This is a genomic window from candidate division TA06 bacterium, assembly GCA_016235665.1.
Classification (GTDB): Bacteria; Edwardsbacteria; AC1; order AC1; family EtOH8; genus UBA5202.
Genome location: JACRJI010000001.1, coordinates 33,931 through 53,601 on the forward strand (window position 1 = coordinate 33,931; position 19,671 = coordinate 53,601).

General features: G+C 58.0%; 17 protein-coding genes. All 17 read right to left on the reverse strand.

The window, feature by feature from the left end; genetic code table 11:
• Positions 1 to 60: 60 nt before the first annotated feature.
• The 17 genes from HZA73_00150 to HZA73_00230 all read right to left on the reverse strand — a co-directional run bounded on the left by HZA73_00150 (position 61) and on the right by HZA73_00230 (position 19,632).
• Positions 61 to 1,155, reverse strand: coding sequence for a hypothetical protein (locus HZA73_00150; protein ID MBI5804435.1), 1,095 nt, complete (start codon positions 1,153 to 1,155; stop codon positions 61 to 63).
• Between the two features lie 135 nt (positions 1,156 to 1,290).
• Positions 1,291 to 2,004, reverse strand: a complete 714-nt coding sequence (locus tag HZA73_00155) for a hypothetical protein (GenBank protein MBI5804436.1) — start codon at positions 2,002 to 2,004, stop codon at positions 1,291 to 1,293.
• Positions 2,005 to 2,453: 449 nt separating this feature from the next.
• Entirely contained in the window at positions 2,454 to 3,608 is a 1,155-nt protein-coding gene (gene ftsZ, locus HZA73_00160; protein ID MBI5804437.1) for a cell division protein FtsZ, read from the reverse strand.
• A 220-nt stretch (positions 3,609 to 3,828) separates the two neighbouring features.
• The gene (gene ftsA / locus HZA73_00165; protein ID MBI5804438.1) at positions 3,829 to 5,064 is read right to left on the reverse strand and encodes a cell division protein FtsA; all 1,236 of its coding nucleotides are present in this window, start codon (positions 5,062 to 5,064) and stop codon (positions 3,829 to 3,831) included.
• 169 nt (positions 5,065 to 5,233) lie between these two features.
• Positions 5,234 to 5,995 (reverse strand): FtsQ-type POTRA domain-containing protein, encoded by a 762-nt coding sequence (locus HZA73_00170; GenBank protein ID MBI5804439.1) that lies wholly within the window; start codon positions 5,993 to 5,995, stop codon positions 5,234 to 5,236.
• Between the two features lie 93 nt (positions 5,996 to 6,088).
• Positions 6,089 to 6,994, reverse strand: coding sequence for a UDP-N-acetylmuramate dehydrogenase (murB, locus tag HZA73_00175; GenBank protein MBI5804440.1), 906 nt, complete (start codon positions 6,992 to 6,994; stop codon positions 6,089 to 6,091).
• The gene (locus tag HZA73_00180; protein ID MBI5804441.1) at positions 6,987 to 8,348 is read right to left on the reverse strand and encodes a UDP-N-acetylmuramate--L-alanine ligase; all 1,362 of its coding nucleotides are present in this window, start codon (positions 8,346 to 8,348) and stop codon (positions 6,987 to 6,989) included. The genes murB and HZA73_00180 overlap by 8 nt, the downstream gene beginning before the upstream one ends.
• Before the next feature lie 4 nt (positions 8,349 to 8,352).
• The gene (gene murG / locus HZA73_00185) at positions 8,353 to 9,450 is read right to left on the reverse strand and encodes an undecaprenyldiphospho-muramoylpentapeptide beta-N-acetylglucosaminyltransferase (protein ID MBI5804442.1); all 1,098 of its coding nucleotides are present in this window, start codon (positions 9,448 to 9,450) and stop codon (positions 8,353 to 8,355) included.
• Positions 9,383 to 11,038: an FtsW/RodA/SpoVE family cell cycle protein gene (locus HZA73_00190; GenBank protein MBI5804443.1), complete on the reverse strand. Its 1,656-nt coding sequence runs from the start codon at positions 11,036 to 11,038 to the stop codon at positions 9,383 to 9,385. The genes murG and HZA73_00190 overlap by 68 nt, the downstream gene beginning before the upstream one ends.
• The gene (murD, locus tag HZA73_00195; protein MBI5804444.1) at positions 11,025 to 12,398 is read right to left on the reverse strand and encodes a UDP-N-acetylmuramoyl-L-alanine--D-glutamate ligase; all 1,374 of its coding nucleotides are present in this window, start codon (positions 12,396 to 12,398) and stop codon (positions 11,025 to 11,027) included. Before murD ends, HZA73_00190 begins: the two co-directional genes overlap by 14 nt.
• A 25-nt stretch (positions 12,399 to 12,423) precedes the next feature.
• Positions 12,424 to 13,509, reverse strand: a complete 1,086-nt coding sequence (locus HZA73_00200) for a phospho-N-acetylmuramoyl-pentapeptide-transferase (protein ID MBI5804445.1) — start codon at positions 13,507 to 13,509, stop codon at positions 12,424 to 12,426.
• Positions 13,510 to 14,865, reverse strand: a complete 1,356-nt coding sequence (locus HZA73_00205; protein ID MBI5804446.1) for a UDP-N-acetylmuramoyl-tripeptide--D-alanyl-D-alanine ligase — start codon at positions 14,863 to 14,865, stop codon at positions 13,510 to 13,512.
• Positions 14,865 to 16,319, reverse strand: a complete 1,455-nt coding sequence (locus tag HZA73_00210; protein MBI5804447.1) for a UDP-N-acetylmuramoyl-L-alanyl-D-glutamate--2,6-diaminopimelate ligase — start codon at positions 16,317 to 16,319, stop codon at positions 14,865 to 14,867. The genes HZA73_00205 and HZA73_00210 overlap by 1 nt, the downstream gene beginning before the upstream one ends.
• Before the next feature lie 68 nt (positions 16,320 to 16,387).
• Positions 16,388 to 17,815: a penicillin-binding protein 2 gene (locus HZA73_00215; protein ID MBI5804448.1), complete on the reverse strand. Its 1,428-nt coding sequence runs from the start codon at positions 17,813 to 17,815 to the stop codon at positions 16,388 to 16,390.
• Between the two features lie 53 nt (positions 17,816 to 17,868).
• Positions 17,869 to 18,258, reverse strand: a complete 390-nt coding sequence (locus HZA73_00220; GenBank protein MBI5804449.1) for a hypothetical protein — start codon at positions 18,256 to 18,258, stop codon at positions 17,869 to 17,871.
• Positions 18,255 to 19,175: a 16S rRNA (cytosine(1402)-N(4))-methyltransferase RsmH gene (gene rsmH / locus HZA73_00225; protein MBI5804450.1), complete on the reverse strand. Its 921-nt coding sequence runs from the start codon at positions 19,173 to 19,175 to the stop codon at positions 18,255 to 18,257. Before rsmH ends, HZA73_00220 begins: the two co-directional genes overlap by 4 nt.
• An 82-nt stretch (positions 19,176 to 19,257) precedes the next feature.
• A complete protein-coding gene (locus HZA73_00230) occupies positions 19,258 to 19,632 on the reverse strand; it encodes an STAS domain-containing protein (protein ID MBI5804451.1) in 375 nt (124 codons plus the stop codon).
• Between the last annotated feature and the right edge of the window lie 39 nt (positions 19,633 to 19,671).

Below are 19,671 nucleotides of genomic sequence, written 5' to 3' on the forward strand. Positions count from 1 at the left end.
GGCGGGGCGGGATGCTGACGGGTTCGGGGATGGTATTGGTTCTCAGGGCTGCCCGGATATTCACTGGTCCCTGGCGCAGGATTTCTCCTCCTTCTTCAGTTCGGCCGAGCGCTTCAGCTCGGCCCGGGTCATAAAACCAACCGCGATCAGGATCAGGGCCAGCGAGATCCAATCCTCCGGCTTGGGATACCTCCCCTTGAAGAATACCGCGAACAGCAGGGTGGCCGCGGTTCCGGCCATCAGCGAGGTCAGCCGGTTAGACAGCCCGGCGAAGGTGGCGGTGCGGCCATGGAACATGAAAATGAAGACCGAAAAAAAGGCCACTATTCCATAAGCGGTCCCGGCCAGCACCTCGCCGGCCACATAGGGCGAAGGGGACCAGTAATTCTGCTGCAGGACCGAAAGCAGTTTTGACCCGGCTGCCGGCAGGACCATCACCGCCAGCAAAGCTGTGAGGATGGTGGCCGAGGCCGCCGCCTGTTCCACCCCAAAGAAGGCCTTGTTGTTCTGCCGGCACCCCCGGCCCCTGGTGTTCTTGTAATAGTTCATGATGTAGATCCGGATAAAATACGCCAGCAGATAGCCTCCCAGCACCAGCATGGCCGGTACGTTGTGGAACAGGTCCGCCCCGCCGGCGTCCTTGACGAAGAACAGCTGGACGCAGACCGCACCCACGGCGAATACCACCGCCGCCTCTTCCTCCCAGAATACCCTTTTGTGGAGTATCCTCTGTTTGATCTGAATGGCATCTATCAGCCGGGAGATGATGATGATCGAGCCCCGCATGATCAGCATGGCCACCATCACCGAGCGCAGCAGGGTGTACATCAGGGTGGTAGTGGGAATGACCACAGCGGTGCAGATGCCCGAGGGGATGATGTACAGGTACTCGGCCGGGAATTTTAATTTTCCCCAGGTTATCATGTTGGCTGATTCCATCCGGGCCCATCGGCCGAAAAGCACCACCAACAGGCAGATCAGGCTGCCGCCCACGGTGGAAAAGATCAGCAGTTCTATCTGGTCCACCCCGGGCAGGCCGTCCCTGGCCGGACCGGTCAGGTACTTGGTGGCCACGGTGTAAATGACGTAGAACAGGAAGTAGCCGCCGCAAAGTTCCAGCAGCCTCCCGGTGCTGCCTTCTTTTGATTTGAACATGGCAGTCATATTGATATGTTATATCGGATTACTTTTGGCAATGGCCACAGAAAGCACAAAATTCAAATACGTTTAACGTTTTTACGTAGTAACGTTATAACGTTTTATGTGCTTTTTGTGGCAAAAATAGTTGGGTCAGGCCCGGATCGCGCCCAACCGGGCGAACACGTCATCCAGGGCCGGGCCCAGCTTGGCCGGATCGTCGGTCTTCTCCGGCATGTTGCCGAATACGACGAAGGGGACCCTGTGACCCTTGATCTCGAGCACCCCCTGCTCCATGCCGCCGGACAGCTTCTCCCAGTCGTTGATCTTGTAATAGTATTCCATCTTGTCATCGGGCAGGGAATGGTAAAGCACGCTGTGCTCCTGGCCCTTCCGGGCCCGCTTTTTGTTCTTGCGCACCGATTCCTCGTATGGGACATTGATGTAGACTATCCGGGCCTGTTCCAGTATTTCGCCCGACAGGAAGTTGAAAGCGTCCCGGAACCCGTTCTCCCCGCCCCGGGCGAACTCGATGATGGCGGTGTGCTTTTCTATGAACCCCGGCTCGCCGTGCAGCCGCTTGGCGAAGGCGTTGTTGATCTTCTGGATGCAGACCTGCCAGGCGAACTCGTCCAGAAAGTAATAGTCAGGCCGAGTGTGCAGCCGCGGCTTGCCGTGCTTTTCCAGGAAATCGTCCTCCTCGAACCATTCCCAAATATAGGGAAAATCGTCGAACTCGGCCAGCTCGGCTATTTTGAACCGCTCCAGCCGCTCAGCCAGGGGAGTTTTCTTGAGGTAATCAATGACCTCGCTCTTGCCGGCCGCCGGCCTGGCGATCAGGATTATGACCGGGAAATGAATGTTCATGTTGTGCCTTTATATTTGTTTGGCTAGACCTCTCCCTGGCCAACTTACGTAAGCAATCCTAAGTTGTTCCACTTAGTACAGGCTCTCCCCTGTGAGGGGAGTGAAACAAGCCTCCCACTCCTGCCGGGAGGGAGATATGCCAGCACTGAGCAGCGTCGAAGTGGGTCGGTCATAACTTTTAACAAATAATACAACTAATCATCACTAAAAGTCAACCAAAACCAACAAAAAGCCTCATTCCATATTTTGGAATGAGGCTTTTTGCAATGAAGAAAAATCAAAACGGGAGAACCCCGGCAGCAAACGGAGGATCTGCTGCCGACAACAAACCTTGAAGACTCCCTAAAATTGGCCGTTTCAGGGTACTCCATACCATGAGCCCGGGCGAGGTCCGCCTCGCCCCTACCAGCACAACACAAATCCCAAATTTCTGTTCCCAGTTCCCAAGGTTAGTCCATCAATCTCCGCATGTAGGTCGGGATCTCCAGATCGTCCTGCTTTACCACGCCTACCTGGCCCTTGGTGACCACGGTCTGGGTCTGTTCCTTGCGCTGGAAGCTGGACTTGGGGGCATTGTCCTTGCGGAAGATCTGGTTGAAATCTATCCGGTTGTCGCCGGGGATGTCCTTCTCCAGCTTGCTGACGGGGCTGCCCAGCCCGGTGGCGATCACAGTGATGGTGATGTTGCCGTTGGAATTTTCGTCGATCACCGTACCGAAGATCAGGTTGGCGCCTTCGCCGGCGGCCTGGCGGATCTCCTTGGCGGCCTCGTCAACTTCGTGCATGGTCAGGTCGTCGCCGGCCGAGATGTTCAACAGCACTGCCTTGGCCCCGCTGATGGAGACGCCCTCCAGCAGGGTGTTGGCGATGGCTTCCTGGGCGGCCAGGATGGCCCGGTTCTCTCCCTGGGCCACGCCCACCCCCATCAAGGCGTCGCCCCGCTCCATCATCACCGAGCGGACGTCGGCGAAGTCCACGTTGACCAGGCCGGGAACGGTGATCAGGTCGGAGATGCCCCGGACCGCCTTCAGCAGGATGTCGTCGATGATCTTGAAGGACTCGGTCAGCTTGGCCTGCTTGCCAACCACCGTCAGCACCCTCTGGTTGGGGATGACGATCAGGGTGTCCACGTTCTCCTTGAGCTCCCGGATGCCTTCCTCGGCCTGCATCAGGCGCTGGCGGCCTTCCCACTCGAAGGGCTTGGTGACCACGCCCACGGTCAGGACCTGATTCTCCCGGGCCAGCTGGGCCACCATGGGGGCGGCCCCGGTGCCGGTGCCTCCGCCCATCCCGGCGGCCACGAACAGCATGTCGGTGCCCTTCAGGATCTCGGTGATCCTTTCCTTGTCCTCTTCAAAGGCCCGGCGCCCGATCTCGGGGTTGCCGCCCGAGCCCAGGCCCCTGGTCAGCTTGGTGCCTATCTGCACGGTCTGCCCAGCCTGGGATTTCTTCAGGACCTGCATATCGGTGTTGATCGCCACGAAATCCACGCCCTTCAGGCCGGCCTCGGCCATCCGGTTGATGGCGTTGCCGCCGGCCCCGCCCACTCCCACCACCTTGATGAAGCATTCGCCGGTGCTTACTTCTTCTTCGAATTCCAACATGACCCGTCCTCCCTTTTTTGGTTTTTCTTCATTGTTTGTTATTTCCTGCTCCGGCTCGGCCAAAGCCAGCGCTATTTGCCGGTCCAAAAACTTTTTTTCTTCGCTCATTTTATTCCCCCGTATATTTGTTTGCCTTTTAGTGCTTATCATCAGGGTTCCCTGATTGATCCCTGCCTTCCTGGTTTCATTATGTATGGAGAACCTGAACCGTGGCCGGATATCACCCGTTGAACAGGTCGGAGAACCAGCCCTTCATCTTGCCCATCAGCGATTCGAACAAGTGTGATTCGTCGATGCCCGGCCCGTCCTTTTTGAAGCGCTTCTCGTAGCCGTAAAGCACCAGCCCCACCGCCGTGGCGTATTTGGGATCGCGCACCAGGTCGGTGATCCCGCCCAGGCCCTTGGGCTCGCCCACCCGCACCGGCTGGTTGAAAACCTGCTCGGCCAGCACCGTGGCCCCGGCCATCTTGGCGCTGCCGCCGGTCAGCACTATCCCGGCCCCGATGGTCTCGCCGGCCTCGGCCCGCTTGATCTCGCGGTGGGCCAGGCTGAAGATCTCCTCCATCCGGGGCTCTATGATCTGGGCCAGCACCTGGCGGGAGATGGTCCGCTCCTCTCGCCCGGCCACCCCGGAGACCGCGATCATCTCATCCTCCTTGACCTCGCTGATGGTGGCGCAGCCGTATTTCTGCTTGATCAGTTCGGCCTGCTCGTAGGGGGTCTTTAAGCCGATGGCGATGTCATTGGTCAGGTTGTGCCCGCCCAGCCCGATCACCGCGGTGTGGCAGATGGCGTCCTCGTAGAACAGCGCGATGTCGGTGGTTCCGCCCCCGATGTCCAGCAGGGCCACTCCCAGCGCTTTCTCGTCCGGGGTCAGCACCGCGTAGCTGGAGGCCAGGGGCTGCAGCACCAGGTCGTTGACCTTGAGTCCGGCCCGCTTGATGCTTTTGTAGATGTTCTCGGCCGAGGTCACCGCCCCGGTCACGATGTGGACCTCCGCCTCCAGCCTCACCCCGGACATCCCGATGGGGTCCTTGATCCCCCGCTGGGTGTCCACTATGAAGCCCTGGGGAATGACGTGCAGCATCTCCCGGTCCATGGGAACGTAGACCGCCTGGGCCGCGTCGATCACCCGGTCCACGTCGGACTGGGTGATCTCCTGGCTGCCCCGGGCCACCGCGATCACCCCCCGGGAGTTGATGGAGCGGATGTGGTCCCCGGCAATGCCGGCGTAGACCGAGTCCACCTTGATCCCGGCCATCTGCTCGGCGTCGGAGACCGCCTTTTCAATGGCCTTGGCGGTCTTCTCCAGGTTGACCACCACCCCCCGGCGCAGGCCTTCGCTGGAGTTGCAAGTTCCCACTCCCACTATCTTCAATTCGTCCCGGTCCACTTCGGCAATGATGCAGGCAATTTTAGTGGTTCCCAGGTCCAACCCCACTATGGTGTTCGCCATATTATTTTCGGGCCTCCTTTATATTCATTCCCCAGATCGCGCCTGGGTAGATTCGTATTAACTTAGTTACTGTTTACGTACCCTGAGCTGCCAGGCTGAGTTTATCGAAGCCGTGTCGAAGAGCTGTTTACCATTTCCAATTTCCCATTTTGCCATTTTGCCAATTATCTTACGGCTGTCCCGCCTGGTTCTGGGCCACCTGTCCCGACACAATCGCCTGGTCCTTGAACCTCAGGTCTATCTCCGCCGCCTTAAGGCCGTTGTTTTCCTGGTTCTTGAGGACCTCGGCCAGCCGGGAATATTTGTCGGAAAAATTCCCGTTGCCAAAATGAACCAGGGTGCCGTCAGCCATACGCAGTTTGATGTCTTCATCATCACCGGGGTCAACAAGGCATTCCCGGTCCAGGTTCGCAACCATTGTTATCAGATTGATGGCCCGATGCCGTCCGGGCTGGCTGGTGCCCAAGATCCTAAGCCTGGGCAGGTTTCCGGAAAAACTGTCGGGAAACACCACACCTTCTTCATCCATGGCCATCAGGGTGTCCGACTCCAGCACTGCCAGGGCCTGCCGTTCTTCCACCGTCAGCCTTAAGGTTCCCCAGGGCAGGGCTGTGACCGAGGTTTTTTTGATGGCCGGGTATCTTTGGGTCAGGCTTTTATTGATCCCTTTTCCATCCACCTTCCAAAATGGCCGCCCCATGATCTTCTGCGCCATGCCTGTAATGGCCTGGGCCGAGACCAGGCGCTGTCCGTATACTTCAATGGAGGTGATCTTCAAGGCCCCTTTTTTCAGGATCCAGGTCCAGCCGGCCCGCAAGCCAAAGGCCAACCCGGCCATCACCAGCAGCACTGCCAGCAGCCGGAAACGCTTTTTACGCCCTTCCCGCTTTCTGACCCTTAAGGCCTGCCCTCTGTCAAAATATTGTTTCATTTGACCATTCAATCTTTTCAGGAATAGACAGGATTTACATGATTTTACCGGAGATATTTTTTTAACTTGTAAACGCTGTCAAAAGTCTCTTCGTTATTTCCCCAGGATCTTGACCTCGGGGATCAGCCTGATGCCCAGCCGCTGGTAGGCCTGGCTTTGGATCTTTTTTATCAGGGCCAGCACTTCGGCCGCCTTGGCCCCCCCCTGGTTGACTATGAAATTGGCGTGCTTGACCGAGACCGCCGCTCCGCCCAGCTTCTGGCCTTTCATCCCGGCCACCGCGATCAGCCTCTTGGCAGAATCGCCCGGCGGGTTCTTGAAGATGCACCCGGCCGAAGGCATGGTGAGGGGCTGGTTCTTCTTGCGTTTGGAAAGGTAGAGGGCCATGGCTTTTTCAATGCTGCTCCGGCGCCCCGGCTTAAGCTCCAACTCGGCTCCGGTGATCACAAACCCCTTGGGATAATTGGCCTGGCGGTAGGAAAAATTTATCTGTTGGGGGGAGAGTTTCAGTTTCTTTCCCTCCGGGGTCAGTCCCCAGACCTTTTTTACCGAGTCGGCAATCTGTCCGCCGTAGGCCCCGGCGTTCATCACCAGCGCCCCGCCCAGGGAGCCGGGGATACCCACCGCCCACTCCATCCCGGACAGGCCTTCCCTGGCGCAGTAATCCACCAGGGCCGGAAGGGAATATCCGCTGTCCACCGTCAGGCGGTTCCTGTCCCGGGAAAGATTCTTGAAACCCCTGGCGATCTTGATCACCACCCCTTTGTATCCCCGGTCTTCGGCCAGCAGGTTGGATCCGTTGCCCAGGACGTAGTAATTCAGTTTTTGTCTTTTTATTTTGACCAGCAATTCCGCCAGGGACTGCTCGCCATATGGAATGGCCAGCAGTTCCGCCGGCCCGCCGATCCGGAAGGAAGTGTGTCCGCTCAGCGGCTCGTTGAAAAGGAATTCCCCGGCCAGCCCCTGGGGCAGATCGAGTATCTTTGACGTTTTAACCATTCAAATATTCCTCCCCGGCCTTGTAGATATCGCCGGCTCCCAAAGTTATTATGATATCGCCGGGCCGGGCCATGGTTTTAAGCTCGGCGGCCACTTGCGACCTTTGTTCGAAGTATTGCACCTGACGGTGCCCCAGTTCCCGGGCGGCGTCGGCCACCAGTTTGCCGCTGACCCCCTCGATCGGCTGTTCCCGGGCCGGATAGATGCCGGTTACTATCAATAGATCTGCCTGATAGAAGGCCGAACCGAATTCCTTGTAAAAATCACGGGTGCGGCTGTAGAGGTGCGGCTGAAATACCGCGATCACCCGGCGGCCGAAGGCGTCCTTGGCGGCCTTAAGCGTGGCCTCGATCTCGGTGGGATGGTGCCCGTAATCGTCTATCACCAGGATGCCGTTCTTTTCCCCCTTGATCTCGAACCGGCGGTAAACCCCGCTGAACTCGTAGAGGGCCTGGGCGATGACGCTGAACGGGATCTCCAGGTCCAGGCCCACCGCCACCGCCGCCAGGGAGTTCTTGACGTTGTGCATCCCCGGCAGTTTCAGCCTGATCTGCCCGAACTCCCCCCGGCCGTTGAAGGCGGTGTAGGAGGTTTCCATTCCGTTGAACTTGACATCTTTGGCCTTGAGCTCGGCCTGGGGAGAAAAGCCGTAGGTGATGCAGCGCTTCTCCAGCCGGGGCAGGATGGCCTGGACCCCCTTTTCATCCAGACAGGCCACGATGGCCCCGTAGAACGGGACCTTGTTGGCGAACTCCACGAAGGCGTTCTTGATCTCGTCCAGGTCCTTGTAACAGTCCAGGTGCTCGGCCTCTATGGTGGTGATCACCGCCAGGGTGGGCGAAAGTTTTAAGAACGAACGGTCAAACTCGTCGGCCTCGGCCACCAGGTACTGGCCGGCCCCCAGCTTGGCATTGCTGCCCAGGGTCTTCACTTTGCCGCCGATCACCAGGGTGGGGTCCATCCCGGCCTTGGTCAGCACCTGCCCGATCATGGAGGTGGTGGTGGTCTTGCCGTGGGTGCCGGCCACCCCGATGCCGTATTTCATCCGCATCAGCTCGGCCAGCATCTCGGCCCGCCGGATCACCGGGATCTTGCGGTCCCGGGCGGCCCGGACCTCGGGGTTGTCGTCGTGGACGGCCGAGGAGGTGACCACCACCTCCACCTGGCCCAGGTTCTCGGGCCGGTGGCCCTCGGCGATCCTGGCCCCCATCTGCTGGAGGCGGTCGGTGACCTCGGACAGTTTCAGGTCCGAGCCAGAGACCTGGTAGCCCAGGTTCAGCAGGACCTCGGCGATGCCGCTCATTCCGATCCCGCCGATCCCCACGAAATGAATTTTTTTGATTTTTCCGAACATTTATTTATTCTGAAAGTTTAAATATTTTTCCGGCTATTTCCCGGGCCGCTTCCGGCCGGGCCAAATCTTTTGCAGCTTCGGACATTGCCTTATATTTTTTGCCGTCGAAAAGAATCTCAATTATTTTCTGGGATAAAATCTGTCCTGTCAGTTCCCGGTCCAGAATCATCTCCGCGGCTCCGGCTTTTTCCAGGCTGCGGGCGTTGTACTCCTGATGGTTGCTGGCGGCGTAGGGAAAGGGGATCAGGATCGAGGGCAGGCCGCAGGCCAGAGTTTCCGAGACCCCGGCCCCGGACCTGCTGATGACCAGCTCGGCGGCCGCCATGGCATAAGGCATCTTGTCTATGTAAGCCAGCACTTTGACCGAAGCTTTTGAGTTTTGGCACTTCTCCGTTACCAAGCTAAGATCTTTTTGTCCGGTTTGAAAGATGATCTGAATGTCCTTCAGGTGTCCTGCCTGGTCCAGGTGAGCCAGGGAATCCAGCACTGCCAGGTTGATGCTGTGGGCTCCCTGGCTGCCCCCGAAGACCAGGATGGTCTTTTTGCCCTGTTCCAGGCCAAATTCTTTGAGCCCCTGTTCCCTTGAGATATTTCCCATCTCCCGGCGGATGGGGTTGCCGGTAAAAGATACTTTCGCCTTTTTATCCAGGTGCTGGGAGCATTCGGGAAAGCCGCCATATATCTCGCCGGCAAAACGGGACAGGAATCTTACGGCTTTGCTGGGCATCACATCCAGAGCCAGCAGGGACACCGGGATCCGCAGCATCCAGGCGGCCAGCACCGGCGGGGCCGAGACATATCCCCCGGTTCCCAGGACCGCATCCGGCCTTTCGGCGATCATGTAAAAGAGTGACTGCAGGGTGGCGATAATGAAACTGAAGGGAAAAAGCATCTTCTGCCAATGGGATTTTCCCAGGTAACCTCCTATGGTGATATATTTCAGGCTGTAACCGGTTCCCGGCAGCACCCGGGCCTCAATGCCTTTTTTGGTGCCTATGAATTCCACTTTGTTCCCCGGAGACAGTCTGGTGAACTCAGCGGCTACCGCCAGCCCGGGATAAAGATGCCCGCCGGTTCCGCCTCCGGCTATCAAAAGTTTCATCCTTCCTCCAATCACTGCCTGCGCCGGGCCGGTCGGCCCGGTAACGCGAAAGGTTCAGCATCAGGCCGGCCGCCGCCCCGTTGACCATCAGGGCCGAACCGCCAAAACTAAGGAACGGCAGGGGTATCCCGGTGATGGGGAAAAGCCCTGAAGCCACCATTATATTTATTGCCGCCTGAATGAATATCCCCAGGCTTAAACCCAGCATCAGATAAGATTCAAAGGCCTCCGGCATCTGGCGGGCCATTTTTATCCCCCGCCATAGGATCACCCAAAAAAGAACCAGCACCGCCGCTGCTATCAGCAATCCGCCTTCCTCGGCGATGATGGAAAATATGAAATCGGTGTGGGCTTCCGGCAGGAACAGCAGTTTTTGGCGGCTTTGCCCCATCCCCACTCCCAGCAGCCCCCCCGAGCCGATCCCCAGGAGCGACTGGTAGGTCTGGCTGAGGGCGTTCTTGAATCCGCCCAGTTCCTGGGGCGAAGGGACATGACCGAGCATTTTTTGGAATTGCAGGGAAACCGCCGACTGAAAATCGGAACTGGGGAGCTGGAACAATGTGCTTAGTTCATCGGAACCCTGGGAAGCCCACCAGAATCCGGCCAGCCGGTTCTTAACGTGGCGGAACGTCAGCGCCAGGCCCACAAAACCAGCCATTCCCAGCCCCAGCACCGCGAACCAGGCCGGCTGGCTGACCCCGCCCAGGTAGATCAAGAGCAATCCCAGAACCGCTATCACCAGGGTGCTGCCGAAATCAGGCTGCAGCAGCACCGCCGCGCATACCAAACCGATACAGGCCAGGACCGGAAAAAATCCCTGCTTAAAACTTTTCATCTTTTCCCCCCGGCGGGCCATGAAATCGGCCAAAAACAAAACTAAAAAAAGCTTGGCGAACTCGGCCGGCTGGACCCCCAAAAACCAGCTCTTGGCACCGCGCACCGCCCGGGCCGCGAAAGGAGTGATGTACAGGATCACCAGCAGACCCATGAACACTGGCCCGATCAGGTGCCGAACCTTGCGGTAGTTGATCTTGAAGGCGGCAATGAAGACCAGGGCCGCCGCCAAAAAACGCCAAAATGTTCCCTGCAATATCCCCAGCCGGTAATAGAATGACCGGCCCCGGATCTCCCGGGGAAAGGCCGACTGCAGCAGCATTCTGTTCAGCTTCACCAGCTCCTCGCCTTCCGGGTTCTGGGCCAGCATCCCGGCTGCGGCCTTTGATACTTTCACATCCTTGAAGGCCTGGTCGTCGTAAATGGCCCCACCCAGCAGCAGCGGGTTAAGCGCTTCGGTCAAGATCTTCTTTAAACTGTCGGCGTCGACCTTTTTCAAACTGCCGTAATGCCCCAGCTGGTACAGGACCGAAGCCGTGAGCCGGCTTTTTATCAGGGCAGGAACCCCCTCCCGTGCCTGGGAGATCTTTTGGGCCAGCGCGGCCGGCTGCTTGAAATCGCGGGACCGGAACAGGGCGGAATTGCCTGATATCAGATAATCGCTGACGCTGTAGCTCATCACAAAGCCGTAGCCGGCCAAAAGCAGCACCGCCACCAGCAGCAGATGGTCTATTTCCCCCTTACGGTAGTTCATTCTTCTTCAATCCGGCCACAGCCTGTTTGAACTGGTTGCCCCGGTCCTCAAAATCATTGAACATGTCAAAACTGGCGGCCCCCGGCACCAGCATCACCAGCTGGCCGGGCCGGGCCAGAGCCGAGGCCTGCAAAACCGCCTCTTTCATGCTTCCGGCCTTGTGAAGGTTCTTCATTCCCAGGTTTGAAAGCTCCCGCTCCATCCGGTCCCGGCATTCTCCTATCAACACCGCCGCCCCTGCCTTTTGGGCGATCTCCTTAAGAAAATCGGAAAGGTCGACGTTCTTCTCCTTGCCCCCGGCAATGACCACCATCTGTTCCCCGAAGGCCCGCAGCGAGCTGACCCCGGCCGCGGAGTTGGTGCACATGGAATTGTTGATGTAGCGGACGCCGTTCACCATCCCCGCTTCCTCCAGCCGGTGGGGTACGCCTTTGAAGGTTTCCAGCGCCTGTTTGATGGTGGCCGGTGAGATTTTCAGGATCAGGGCCGCGGCCGCGGCGGCCAGGGCATTTTGGACATTGTGCTGTCCGGGCACCGCCAGTTCAGAAGCCCGCATCAGCGGGACCAGTTCCTTGCCCTGCGCCCAGCACATCGTCCCCTGGTCAAGACAGGTCCCCCGCTCCACCCTGGGCAACAGGGAAAACATCATTTTTTGCAACCCGGCCCCCGAGGCATATTTCATCACCATCTCATCATCGGCATTCAAAACGGCATAATCGGCAGGGGTCTGGTTCTCCAGCAGCCGGGCCTTAAGTTTGGCGTAGGTCTCAAAATCCGGGTGCCGGTCCAGATGGTCGGGAGTGATGTTGGTGATGATGCCAATATGAGGTTTGAAATCCACGATGGATTCCAGTTGGAAGGTGCTGACCTCGGCCACGATGAAACTTTGGGGGCCGGCTTCCAGGGCCAGCTCGCAGACCGGCCGACCCGGCGCTAGGTTGCCGCCGATGTAGCAATCCAACCCGGCGGCCTGCAATATCCCGCCCAGCATGGAAGTGGTGGTGGATTTTCCGTTGGTGCCGGTGATCCCGATGATTTTGGCCGGGGTCAGCTGATAGGCCAGTTCCATCTCGCCGATCAATGGAATGTTCTTTTTCCTGGCTTCCGCTAATATGGGCAGTTCCAGTCTGACCCCGGGACTTATCACCACCAGATCGGCCTCCAAAACTTTTCCGGAATGTCCGCCGGTTTCATATTGTATGCCGGCCGCCTTTAAGTCTGATTCTGCCTGGGAGCTTAAAGATCTTCCCTCGGATAACAGTACCCTGGCTCCGTTCTTTTTCAACAGACGGGCCGCCGCCAGTCCGCTTCTTCCGGCACCGATCACCGCCGCTGTTTTATTTTTAAGTTCCAGCTTCAAAATTTTGCTTTTTAGTGGTCTTTGTTTATCTGATCTTTAGGGTGCTCAATGCCACCAAAGCACAGATGAAGGCGATGATCCAGAACCGGACCACTATCTTCTGCTCGCTCCATCCTATCTTCTGGAAGTGATGATGGATGGGGGTCATCCTGAATATCCTCTTCCCGGTGGACTTGAAGGAGGCCACCTGGAGGATCACCGAAAAGGCCTCCATCACGAACACCCCTCCCACCAGTCCCAGCAGGATCTCCTGCTTGATCAGCACCGAGACCGTTCCTATCACCCCGCCCAAGGCCAGTGAGCCGGTGTCCCCCATCATGATCTCGGCCGGGTGGGTGTTGTACCAAAGAAAACCCATGGCCGCTCCCACCATCGCGGCGCAAAGCACCGTCAGTTCGCCCGAGCCCTTCATGAACAACAGGTTGAGGTACTGGGCCCATTTGAAGTTGCCGGTGATGTAGCACATTACGGCGTAAGCGGCGGCGGCGAAAAGAAAGACCCCTATGGCCAGGCCATCCAACCCGTCGGTCAAATTCACCGCATTGGAGGTGAACACTATCACCAGGGTCACAAAGGGAATGTAGAACCAGGCCAGGTCTATGAACACATTTTTAAAGAACAGCAGGCTGGTCTTGGTGGCGTATTCCGGATTGAGGGGAAAGAACCTGAGATATACGGCTATCAGCAGGGCCACTGCGAACTGCCCCAGCAGTTTTTTCCGGCCCACCAGTCCCTTGGGGTTTTTTTTGACCACTTTCAGGTAATCGTCATAGAAGCCGATCAGACCCAAAAGGATGGTGGCCGCCAGAGATATCTGAATGTACTGGTTGGAAAGGTCGGCCCACAAGAGCACCGGGATGATTATGGCCGCCAAGATTATCAGCCCGCCCATGGTGGGGGTGCCGACCTTGTTACGGTGTTCGTCCGGAAGGTCTTCCCGGCCGGTGTCCTTGATCTTGAGCTTCTTCAGCCAGCCGATGATCAGGGGTCCCAGCAGAAAGGAGATCAACAACGCCGTCACCAGGGCCGAGGCCGAACGAAAGGTGATATAACGGAACAGATTGAATAAGTGGACCTGCTCGGCCAGGGGATAAAACAGATAGTACAGCACTTATTGGATCCTCTTTATTGCTTCTAATACTTCTTCAAAATGCATGGAACGGGAAGCCTTGACCAGGATCAGGTCTCCGGGCAGGAGCAGTCCGGAAAGGTTTTGAATCAGACTGGAGGTATCCTCGAAATGACGGGCCTCCACTCCCTGTTCTTTTGCTCCCCGGTGGATTTCCCCTGCCAGCGGCCCGGCGGAGAGCACCAGTCCGGCGGACTGAGCCGCCAGCCTTCCGGTATGCCGGTGCCGGTCGGAAGAAATCTGACCCAGCTCCTTCATGTCCCCCAGAATGGCCACTTTTCTTTGGGCCGGAAGATTTTTCAGCACCGCCAGGGCCGCCTGCATGGACTGGGGGTTGGCATTGTAACAGTCGCTCAGTATTTTAAATCTTCCGGCCTCCATCATCTCCAGCCGCATCGAGGCAGGTTGAAAATCAGCCAAAGCCAGGGCCGCAGACTTGAGATCTATTCCCCAAACCTCTCCGGCCGCCGCCGCCGCCAGGGCATTGTAGACGTTGTGCCTGCCCAGCACCGGCAGTTGGAACCGGACCCCTTTTAGGGTGAACTTTATCCCCTGCTCCGTCAGATCAAGGTCTTCCGCCCGGTAATCGGAGCCGGATTCTATCGAGAATCCCAGCACCCTGGATCTGGCTTTTCCGGCATGGGCCTTTAAATTCCCATCGTCGTAATTGATGATGGCCGTGCCGGGACCCGGCAGGGCCTCCAAAAGTTCGGCCTTGGCCCGGGCCACGTTCTGAACGTCCTTTAAGAATTCAGTGTGGCCTTCGCCGGCATTGGTGATGATCCCCAGTTCCGGCAGCACCATTTGGCAAAGAGCTGTGATCTCCCCCAGACCGCTCATCCCCAGTTCCATCACCGCTACCTGGTGTTCCCTCTCAATATTAAAGAGCGAAAGGGGTATGCCATACTGGTTGTTTAGATTTCCGTGATTTTTAAGCACCCGGTATTTTTGGGATAATACTAAAGCCGTCATTTCCTTGGTGGTGGTCTTGCCGTTACTGCCGGTGACGGCCGTCATCTTCAGGGAGAATTTTTTGCGGTAATATCCGGCCAGCTGCTGCAGGGCCGCCGTGGTGTCGGGAACGGTGATCAGGGGAAAACCTTCCAAGCCCGGTTTGTCCTTGGAATTATGAGCCGAGACCAGGGCCGCTGCTGCCCCGCTCTGTCGGGCTGCGGCCAGAAAATCATGCCCGTCGAACTTCGGACCCTTGATGGCCGCGAACAATTGATCCGCTATCAGGGAACGGCTGTCGATGCTGACGCCTGAAACATTCCGGTCCGGGCCCTGCAGACTGCCCCCCACCGCTCCGGCGACCTGTGACAGCAGCATGGGCTCCATCAGGCCTGCCCCAGTGAGCGGGATCCGATGGCTTCCAGCGCCACCTCCCGGTCGTCAAAATGTATCTTTTCGGCGCCGATGATCTGGTAGTCCTCGTGCCCTTTGCCGGCAATCATCACCAGGTCGCCTTTTTCTGCTTGGCCCACCGCCTGGAAGATGGCCTGACGCCTGTCCGCCACTATCTGATATTTACTGCCTTCAAGACCCGGCAAAATGTCTTCTATTATCTTGGCGGGATCCTCTGTCCGGGGATTGTCAGAGGTAAGTATCACCAGGTCCGAATGACCGGCCACCGCCTTACCCATCAAGGGGCGCTTGCCGCGATCCCGGTCGCCGCCGCAGCCGAAAACCGTGATCAGCCTTCCCTTGGTCAGCTGCCGGGCGGTGATCAGCACCCTTTCCAGCTCCTGCGGAGTATGGGCGTAATCCACCACCACCTCGTAGTCCTGCCCGGCCGAGACCCGCTGAAACCTGCCGGAGACCGAGGTCAGCGCTTCCAGGCCGGCCTTGACCGCCTTGAGACTGAGTCCGCCGGCCAGGCCCAGGCCGCAGGCAGTCAGGGCATTGTAGACATTGGGCTGCCCGGCCAGACCCAGGCTGACCTCGATGTTCCCTTCCGGGGTAATCAGCTGGAATTTTGTTCCCTGCAAACTGTATTCGATGTTGCGGGCCGTGATCTGGGCCGGCTTCAAAAGCCCAAAGGTCAAAAGCGCGGCCTTGGTGGCCTCAATGACATTTTTTGAGGCCGGATCGTCAATGTTCACCACGCAGCAGGCTTTTTCGCTTAAACCTTGAAACAGGCGAAGCTTGGCCTTAAGGTATTCATCCATGGTGCCGTGAAAGTCCAGGTGGTCCTGGGAGAAATTGGTGAAGGCCGCCGCCTTGAAATCTATCCCGGCCACCCGTTCCAGCTCGATGCCGTGGGAGGAAGCTTCCATCAGGACCGTGTCGGCCCCGGCTTCCAGCATTTCGGCCAGCAGTCTTTGCAGGTCCAGCGACTCCGGAGTGGTGTTGGGGGCGGGATAGCTTTTATCCATCACCCAGTAATTGATGGTCCCCAGCAGCCCCACTTTTTTGCCGGCGGCGGCAAAGACCGAGCGGGCCAGATAGGAAGTGGTGGTCTTGCCAGCCGTGCCGGTGACGGCCAGAAGTGTCATTTGGTCGGCCGGACGGCCGTAATACTCCGCCGCCATCAGGGCCATGGCCCGGCGGATGTTTTTTACTTTGACCACCGGAGCCGGGCCATACTCCTGGCCGCCCTCGGCCACTATGCCGGCCGCTCCCCGGGCCAGGGCCTGGTCCACGAATTTCCGCCCGTCGGTCTTGTAACCGGAGATGGCAAAGAACAGCTCGCCCGGCTTGATGCTCCGGGAATCGTAGCCCAGCCCCAAAACCTCAAGGTTTTGGGAAATATTGGCCACGGATGGTGTTTCTCCCGGTATGGCTTTCAGCAGCTGGTTAAGTTGTTTCACCGGTCTTTCTTTTTCGTTGTTTGTTTTTATTGGCTTCCGGCAGTTGTTTTTTATCTGGCGGCCAGCAGATCCTGTCTGAGCCCTTTGGGAAGGCTGATTATCCTTTGCATTACATTGTGACAGACCGGAGCCGCCACCTCTCCCCCGAAAAATCTTCCCTGGGGTTCGTCGATTATCACCGCAACTAGAAGCCGTGGCGCCTCGGCCGGGACAAAGCCGATGAAAGAAGCCACATACTTATCCGAGGCGTAGCCTTTTTTGCCCTGCTCCTTTTTTTGGGCGGTTCCGGTCTTGCCGGCCACCCGCCAGCCTTCTATCTGGGCGGCCTGGCCCGTCCCTTCGCTGACGCAGCGCTCCAGCATGTTTATCATCTGGGCCGAGGTCTGGTCCGAGATCACCCGGCGCAGGGTATCGGGTCGGCATAATCCATTGACGGCCTGACCGGCTGGGGCCAGGCCCTTGATCAGCCGGGGCCTTAAAAGATAACCCCCGTTGGCTATGGCCCCGTAAGCCATTGCCAGCTGCAGGGCGCTGACCGAAAGGCCCTGGCCGAAACTGATGTTGGCATGTTTGATCACCGGCCAGCCGTCCGGCTTGTCCATCAGGCCCGCCGCCTCGCCCGGACACTCGATCCCGGTCCGGGACCCGAACCCGAAGGCCCGGGCGCCCTGATACAGTTTGTCTTTGCCCAAAGCCAGCCCTATCTTGGCCAGACAGATGTTGCTGGAAAAGGCCAAGGCCTTGCTGACCGTGATCGGCCCGTACTTGTGGCCTTCGGCCTCGCCGATCCTGTGCCCGCCCACCGCGAAGCTTCCCTGTTCGCCGTCGAATATCTCTGCGGTGTCTATGACCCTGGACTCCAGCCCCAGGGCGATGGTCACCGCCTTGAAGGTGGAGCCGGGCTCGAACTGGGCGGCCACCGCCCCAAAGGTCATGGCCTGGCGGCCAAAATTTTCTGGTCGGTTGGGGTCGAACTCCGGGTAGCTGGCCATCCCCAGGATCTCGCCGGTGGATGGATCGGATATCACCACCGTTCCCCAGGCGGCCTTGAATTTATCCCCGGCTTTTATAAGTTCCTCGTCGGCGATGGCCTGGTATTCGGCATCTATGGTCAGTTGGAGAGAGTTTCCCGAACGGGCCGTCTTGGAGGCGTATTCCAGCGAAGGCCTGATCCTTCCCCGGGCGTCACATTGACGGGTGGACCAGCCGGCCTCTCCCGAAAGTTCCTGGTCGTAATAAAGCTCCAGGCCCTCCAGGCCCCGGCCGTCCCGGCCTGTAAAACCCAGCAACTGCCCGGCCACCGTGCCATAGGGATAAGAACGCCGGTCGTCGATTGATAATGCCAACGGCCGGCCTTGACGGTCAACTATCTGCCCACGCTCAGGAAGGATGCCGATCCGAAGCTGGTGCTGCCTTTGGGCCAGGTTCCGGTAATGCCCGCCCTTGAATGCCTGCAACCACACCAGCCTTCCGGCCATCAAGGCCCATATAAAAAAACAGAAAACCGCAAGGGTTTTCGTTCGTTGTGACATCATGGCTTGCTCCAGGCCGATGAGACCGGCCGGAAGATCCCGGCCAGGACATAGGCCAGCCCGCCCCGCTCCATAGCCGGGGATTTCAGCATCACCACCACCTGGCTGTTGGAGGGATACTCAAAACCCAGGCCGGACGCCGCCCTGGATTCCAGACGGTTCCTGGCCTCCAGCTGCTGCAGTTTTACCAAAAGCTCCTTCTGCAGGGAGACCACTTCCCGGTTGTAGTTTTGGTCTTTTTCGATGGCGGCCAGCTGCTGGGAAAGGTTGAATTTCTGCCGGATGGACAGGAACATCACGGTGAACAGCAAAAAGACCAGGCCGGCAATGAACCAGCCGGTCCGGTTTTTCTGGAGCTTGATCTCTGTTTTATGTAAAAAGGTGTTCATACTTTTTCGGCCGCCCTTAATTTGGCGCTGCGGGCCCGGCTGTTCTCCGATATCTGCCGGGGCCCCGGAACCATAGCTTTTTTGGTTATTATTTTGATCACCGGCATTTTACCGCAAACGCAGGACGGCAGGCGGGGAGGGCAGGTACAGGGTTCGGCCATTTGGCGGAAGGTCTCCTTGACCATCCGGTCTTCCAGCGAATGATAGGAGATGACCACTATCCTGCCGCCGGAAGCAAGCATTTCCACTCCGGTCTTCAGGCCCTGTTCCAGTTCGCTCAGTTCATCATTGACCTTGATCCTGATGGCCTGAAATATCCGGGCCATGGTCTTGGCCGGCATCTGGGGCCGGGTCTCCTTTATCACCCGGGCCAGCTGTCCGGTGGTCTCTATCGGATTGTTGATCCTGGTCTCAGCTATGGCCCGTGCGATCTTTCTGGATTTCTGCTCCTCGCCATACTGGTAAAAAATATCGGCCAGTTCCTTCTCTCCGGTGTTATTCACCAGGTCCCGGGCCGAGACCCCGTTCAGCCCCATCCGCATGTCCAGCGGACCGTCGCCCATGAAACTGAAGCCGCGCTGTGAATGGTCTATCTGGGGGGAGGACAGCCCCAGGTCAAATAGTATCCCGTCGATTTTCAGATCCCTGCCCCAGTTCATCTCGTCCATCAGGCTGAACTTGAGGTTGACCGCAGTGAACCTTTCTTTGTAATCAGACAATCTGGCGGTGGCGGCCTCGATGGCCCGGGGATCGCGGTCCAGCCCGATCAGCTTGCCCGAGGGACCGTTCCTTTTCAGTATCCCCAGCGCGTGCCCGCCTCCGCCCAGAGTGGCGTCGATGTAGTTCCCCCCGGGCCTGACGTTTAAAAGATCTATTGCTTCTTCCAGCAGAACCGGCTGATGCCGGAATTCATCCATAGTTCACCTTGTGTTTATTGTCTGATCCGCCTGAACCCCGAACGATCCCCAATCATCAAATGACAAATGCCAAATGACTCGGTCAGGCCACCGCGGTCAGCGGTTTGCGCTCCTGGCGCTGGAACAGGTCGCACTGCACCGGCTCCCGGGTGGAGGCGATCTCAAAGGCCTCGCCGGCCCCGGCCATCTGCAGGATGTTGATCAGGTATGGGGACAGACCGTGCAGGATCAGGTCGCCGCCGTAGCTTCTCAGCCGCTCCGCCCGTTTGACCAGTATCTCCACCCCCCGGTAATCCATGTGCTTGACCCCGGACATCTCCATCTCCAGCTTGAAACAATTCTTCTTCATGATCTTCAAGATCGCCTCTTCGATCTGAAAGAAGCCCTGCAGGTTGATCATTCCGTTCACTTCCAGCCTGACGCTGTTGTCGGCCGCAGGGATGGCTTGGATTCTCATGATTTATCTTCCTCTTTTGATTGCTGTTTCAGGTATCCG

What these genes read in the sequence shown, in the direction of transcription:
- HZA73_00150 (MBI5804435.1), bottom strand. Translation starts at nt 1,155, where the DNA reads ATGTTCAAATCAAAAGAAGGCAGCACCGGGAGGCTGCTGGAACTTTGC.
- HZA73_00155 (MBI5804436.1), bottom strand. Translation starts at nt 2,004, where the DNA reads ATGAACATTCATTTCCCGGTCATAATCCTGATCGCCAGGCCGGCGGCC.
- ftsZ (MBI5804437.1), bottom strand. Translation starts at nt 3,608, where the DNA reads ATGTTGGAATTCGAAGAAGAAGTAAGCACCGGCGAATGCTTCATCAAG.
- ftsA (MBI5804438.1), bottom strand. Translation starts at nt 5,064, where the DNA reads ATGGCGAACACCATAGTGGGGTTGGACCTGGGAACCACTAAAATTGCC.
- HZA73_00170 (MBI5804439.1), bottom strand. Translation starts at nt 5,995, where the DNA reads ATGAAACAATATTTTGACAGAGGGCAGGCCTTAAGGGTCAGAAAGCGG.
- murB (MBI5804440.1), bottom strand. Translation starts at nt 6,994, where the DNA reads ATGGTTAAAACGTCAAAGATACTCGATCTGCCCCAGGGGCTGGCCGGG.
- HZA73_00180 (MBI5804441.1), bottom strand. Translation starts at nt 8,348, where the DNA reads ATGTTCGGAAAAATCAAAAAAATTCATTTCGTGGGGATCGGCGGGATC.
- murG (MBI5804442.1), bottom strand. Translation starts at nt 9,450, where the DNA reads ATGAAACTTTTGATAGCCGGAGGCGGAACCGGCGGGCATCTTTATCCC.
- HZA73_00190 (MBI5804443.1), bottom strand. Translation starts at nt 11,038, where the DNA reads ATGAACTACCGTAAGGGGGAAATAGACCATCTGCTGCTGGTGGCGGTG.
- HZA73_00205 (MBI5804446.1), bottom strand. Translation starts at nt 14,865, where the DNA reads ATGGAGCCCATGCTGCTGTCACAGGTCGCCGGAGCGGTGGGGGGCAGT.
- HZA73_00215 (MBI5804448.1), bottom strand. Translation starts at nt 17,815, where the DNA reads ATGGCCGGAAGGCTGGTGTGGTTGCAGGCATTCAAGGGCGGGCATTAC.
- HZA73_00220 (MBI5804449.1), bottom strand. Translation starts at nt 18,258, where the DNA reads ATGAACACCTTTTTACATAAAACAGAGATCAAGCTCCAGAAAAACCGG.
- rsmH (MBI5804450.1), bottom strand. Translation starts at nt 19,175, where the DNA reads ATGGATGAATTCCGGCATCAGCCGGTTCTGCTGGAAGAAGCAATAGAT.
- HZA73_00230 (MBI5804451.1), bottom strand. Translation starts at nt 19,632, where the DNA reads ATGAGAATCCAAGCCATCCCTGCGGCCGACAACAGCGTCAGGCTGGAA.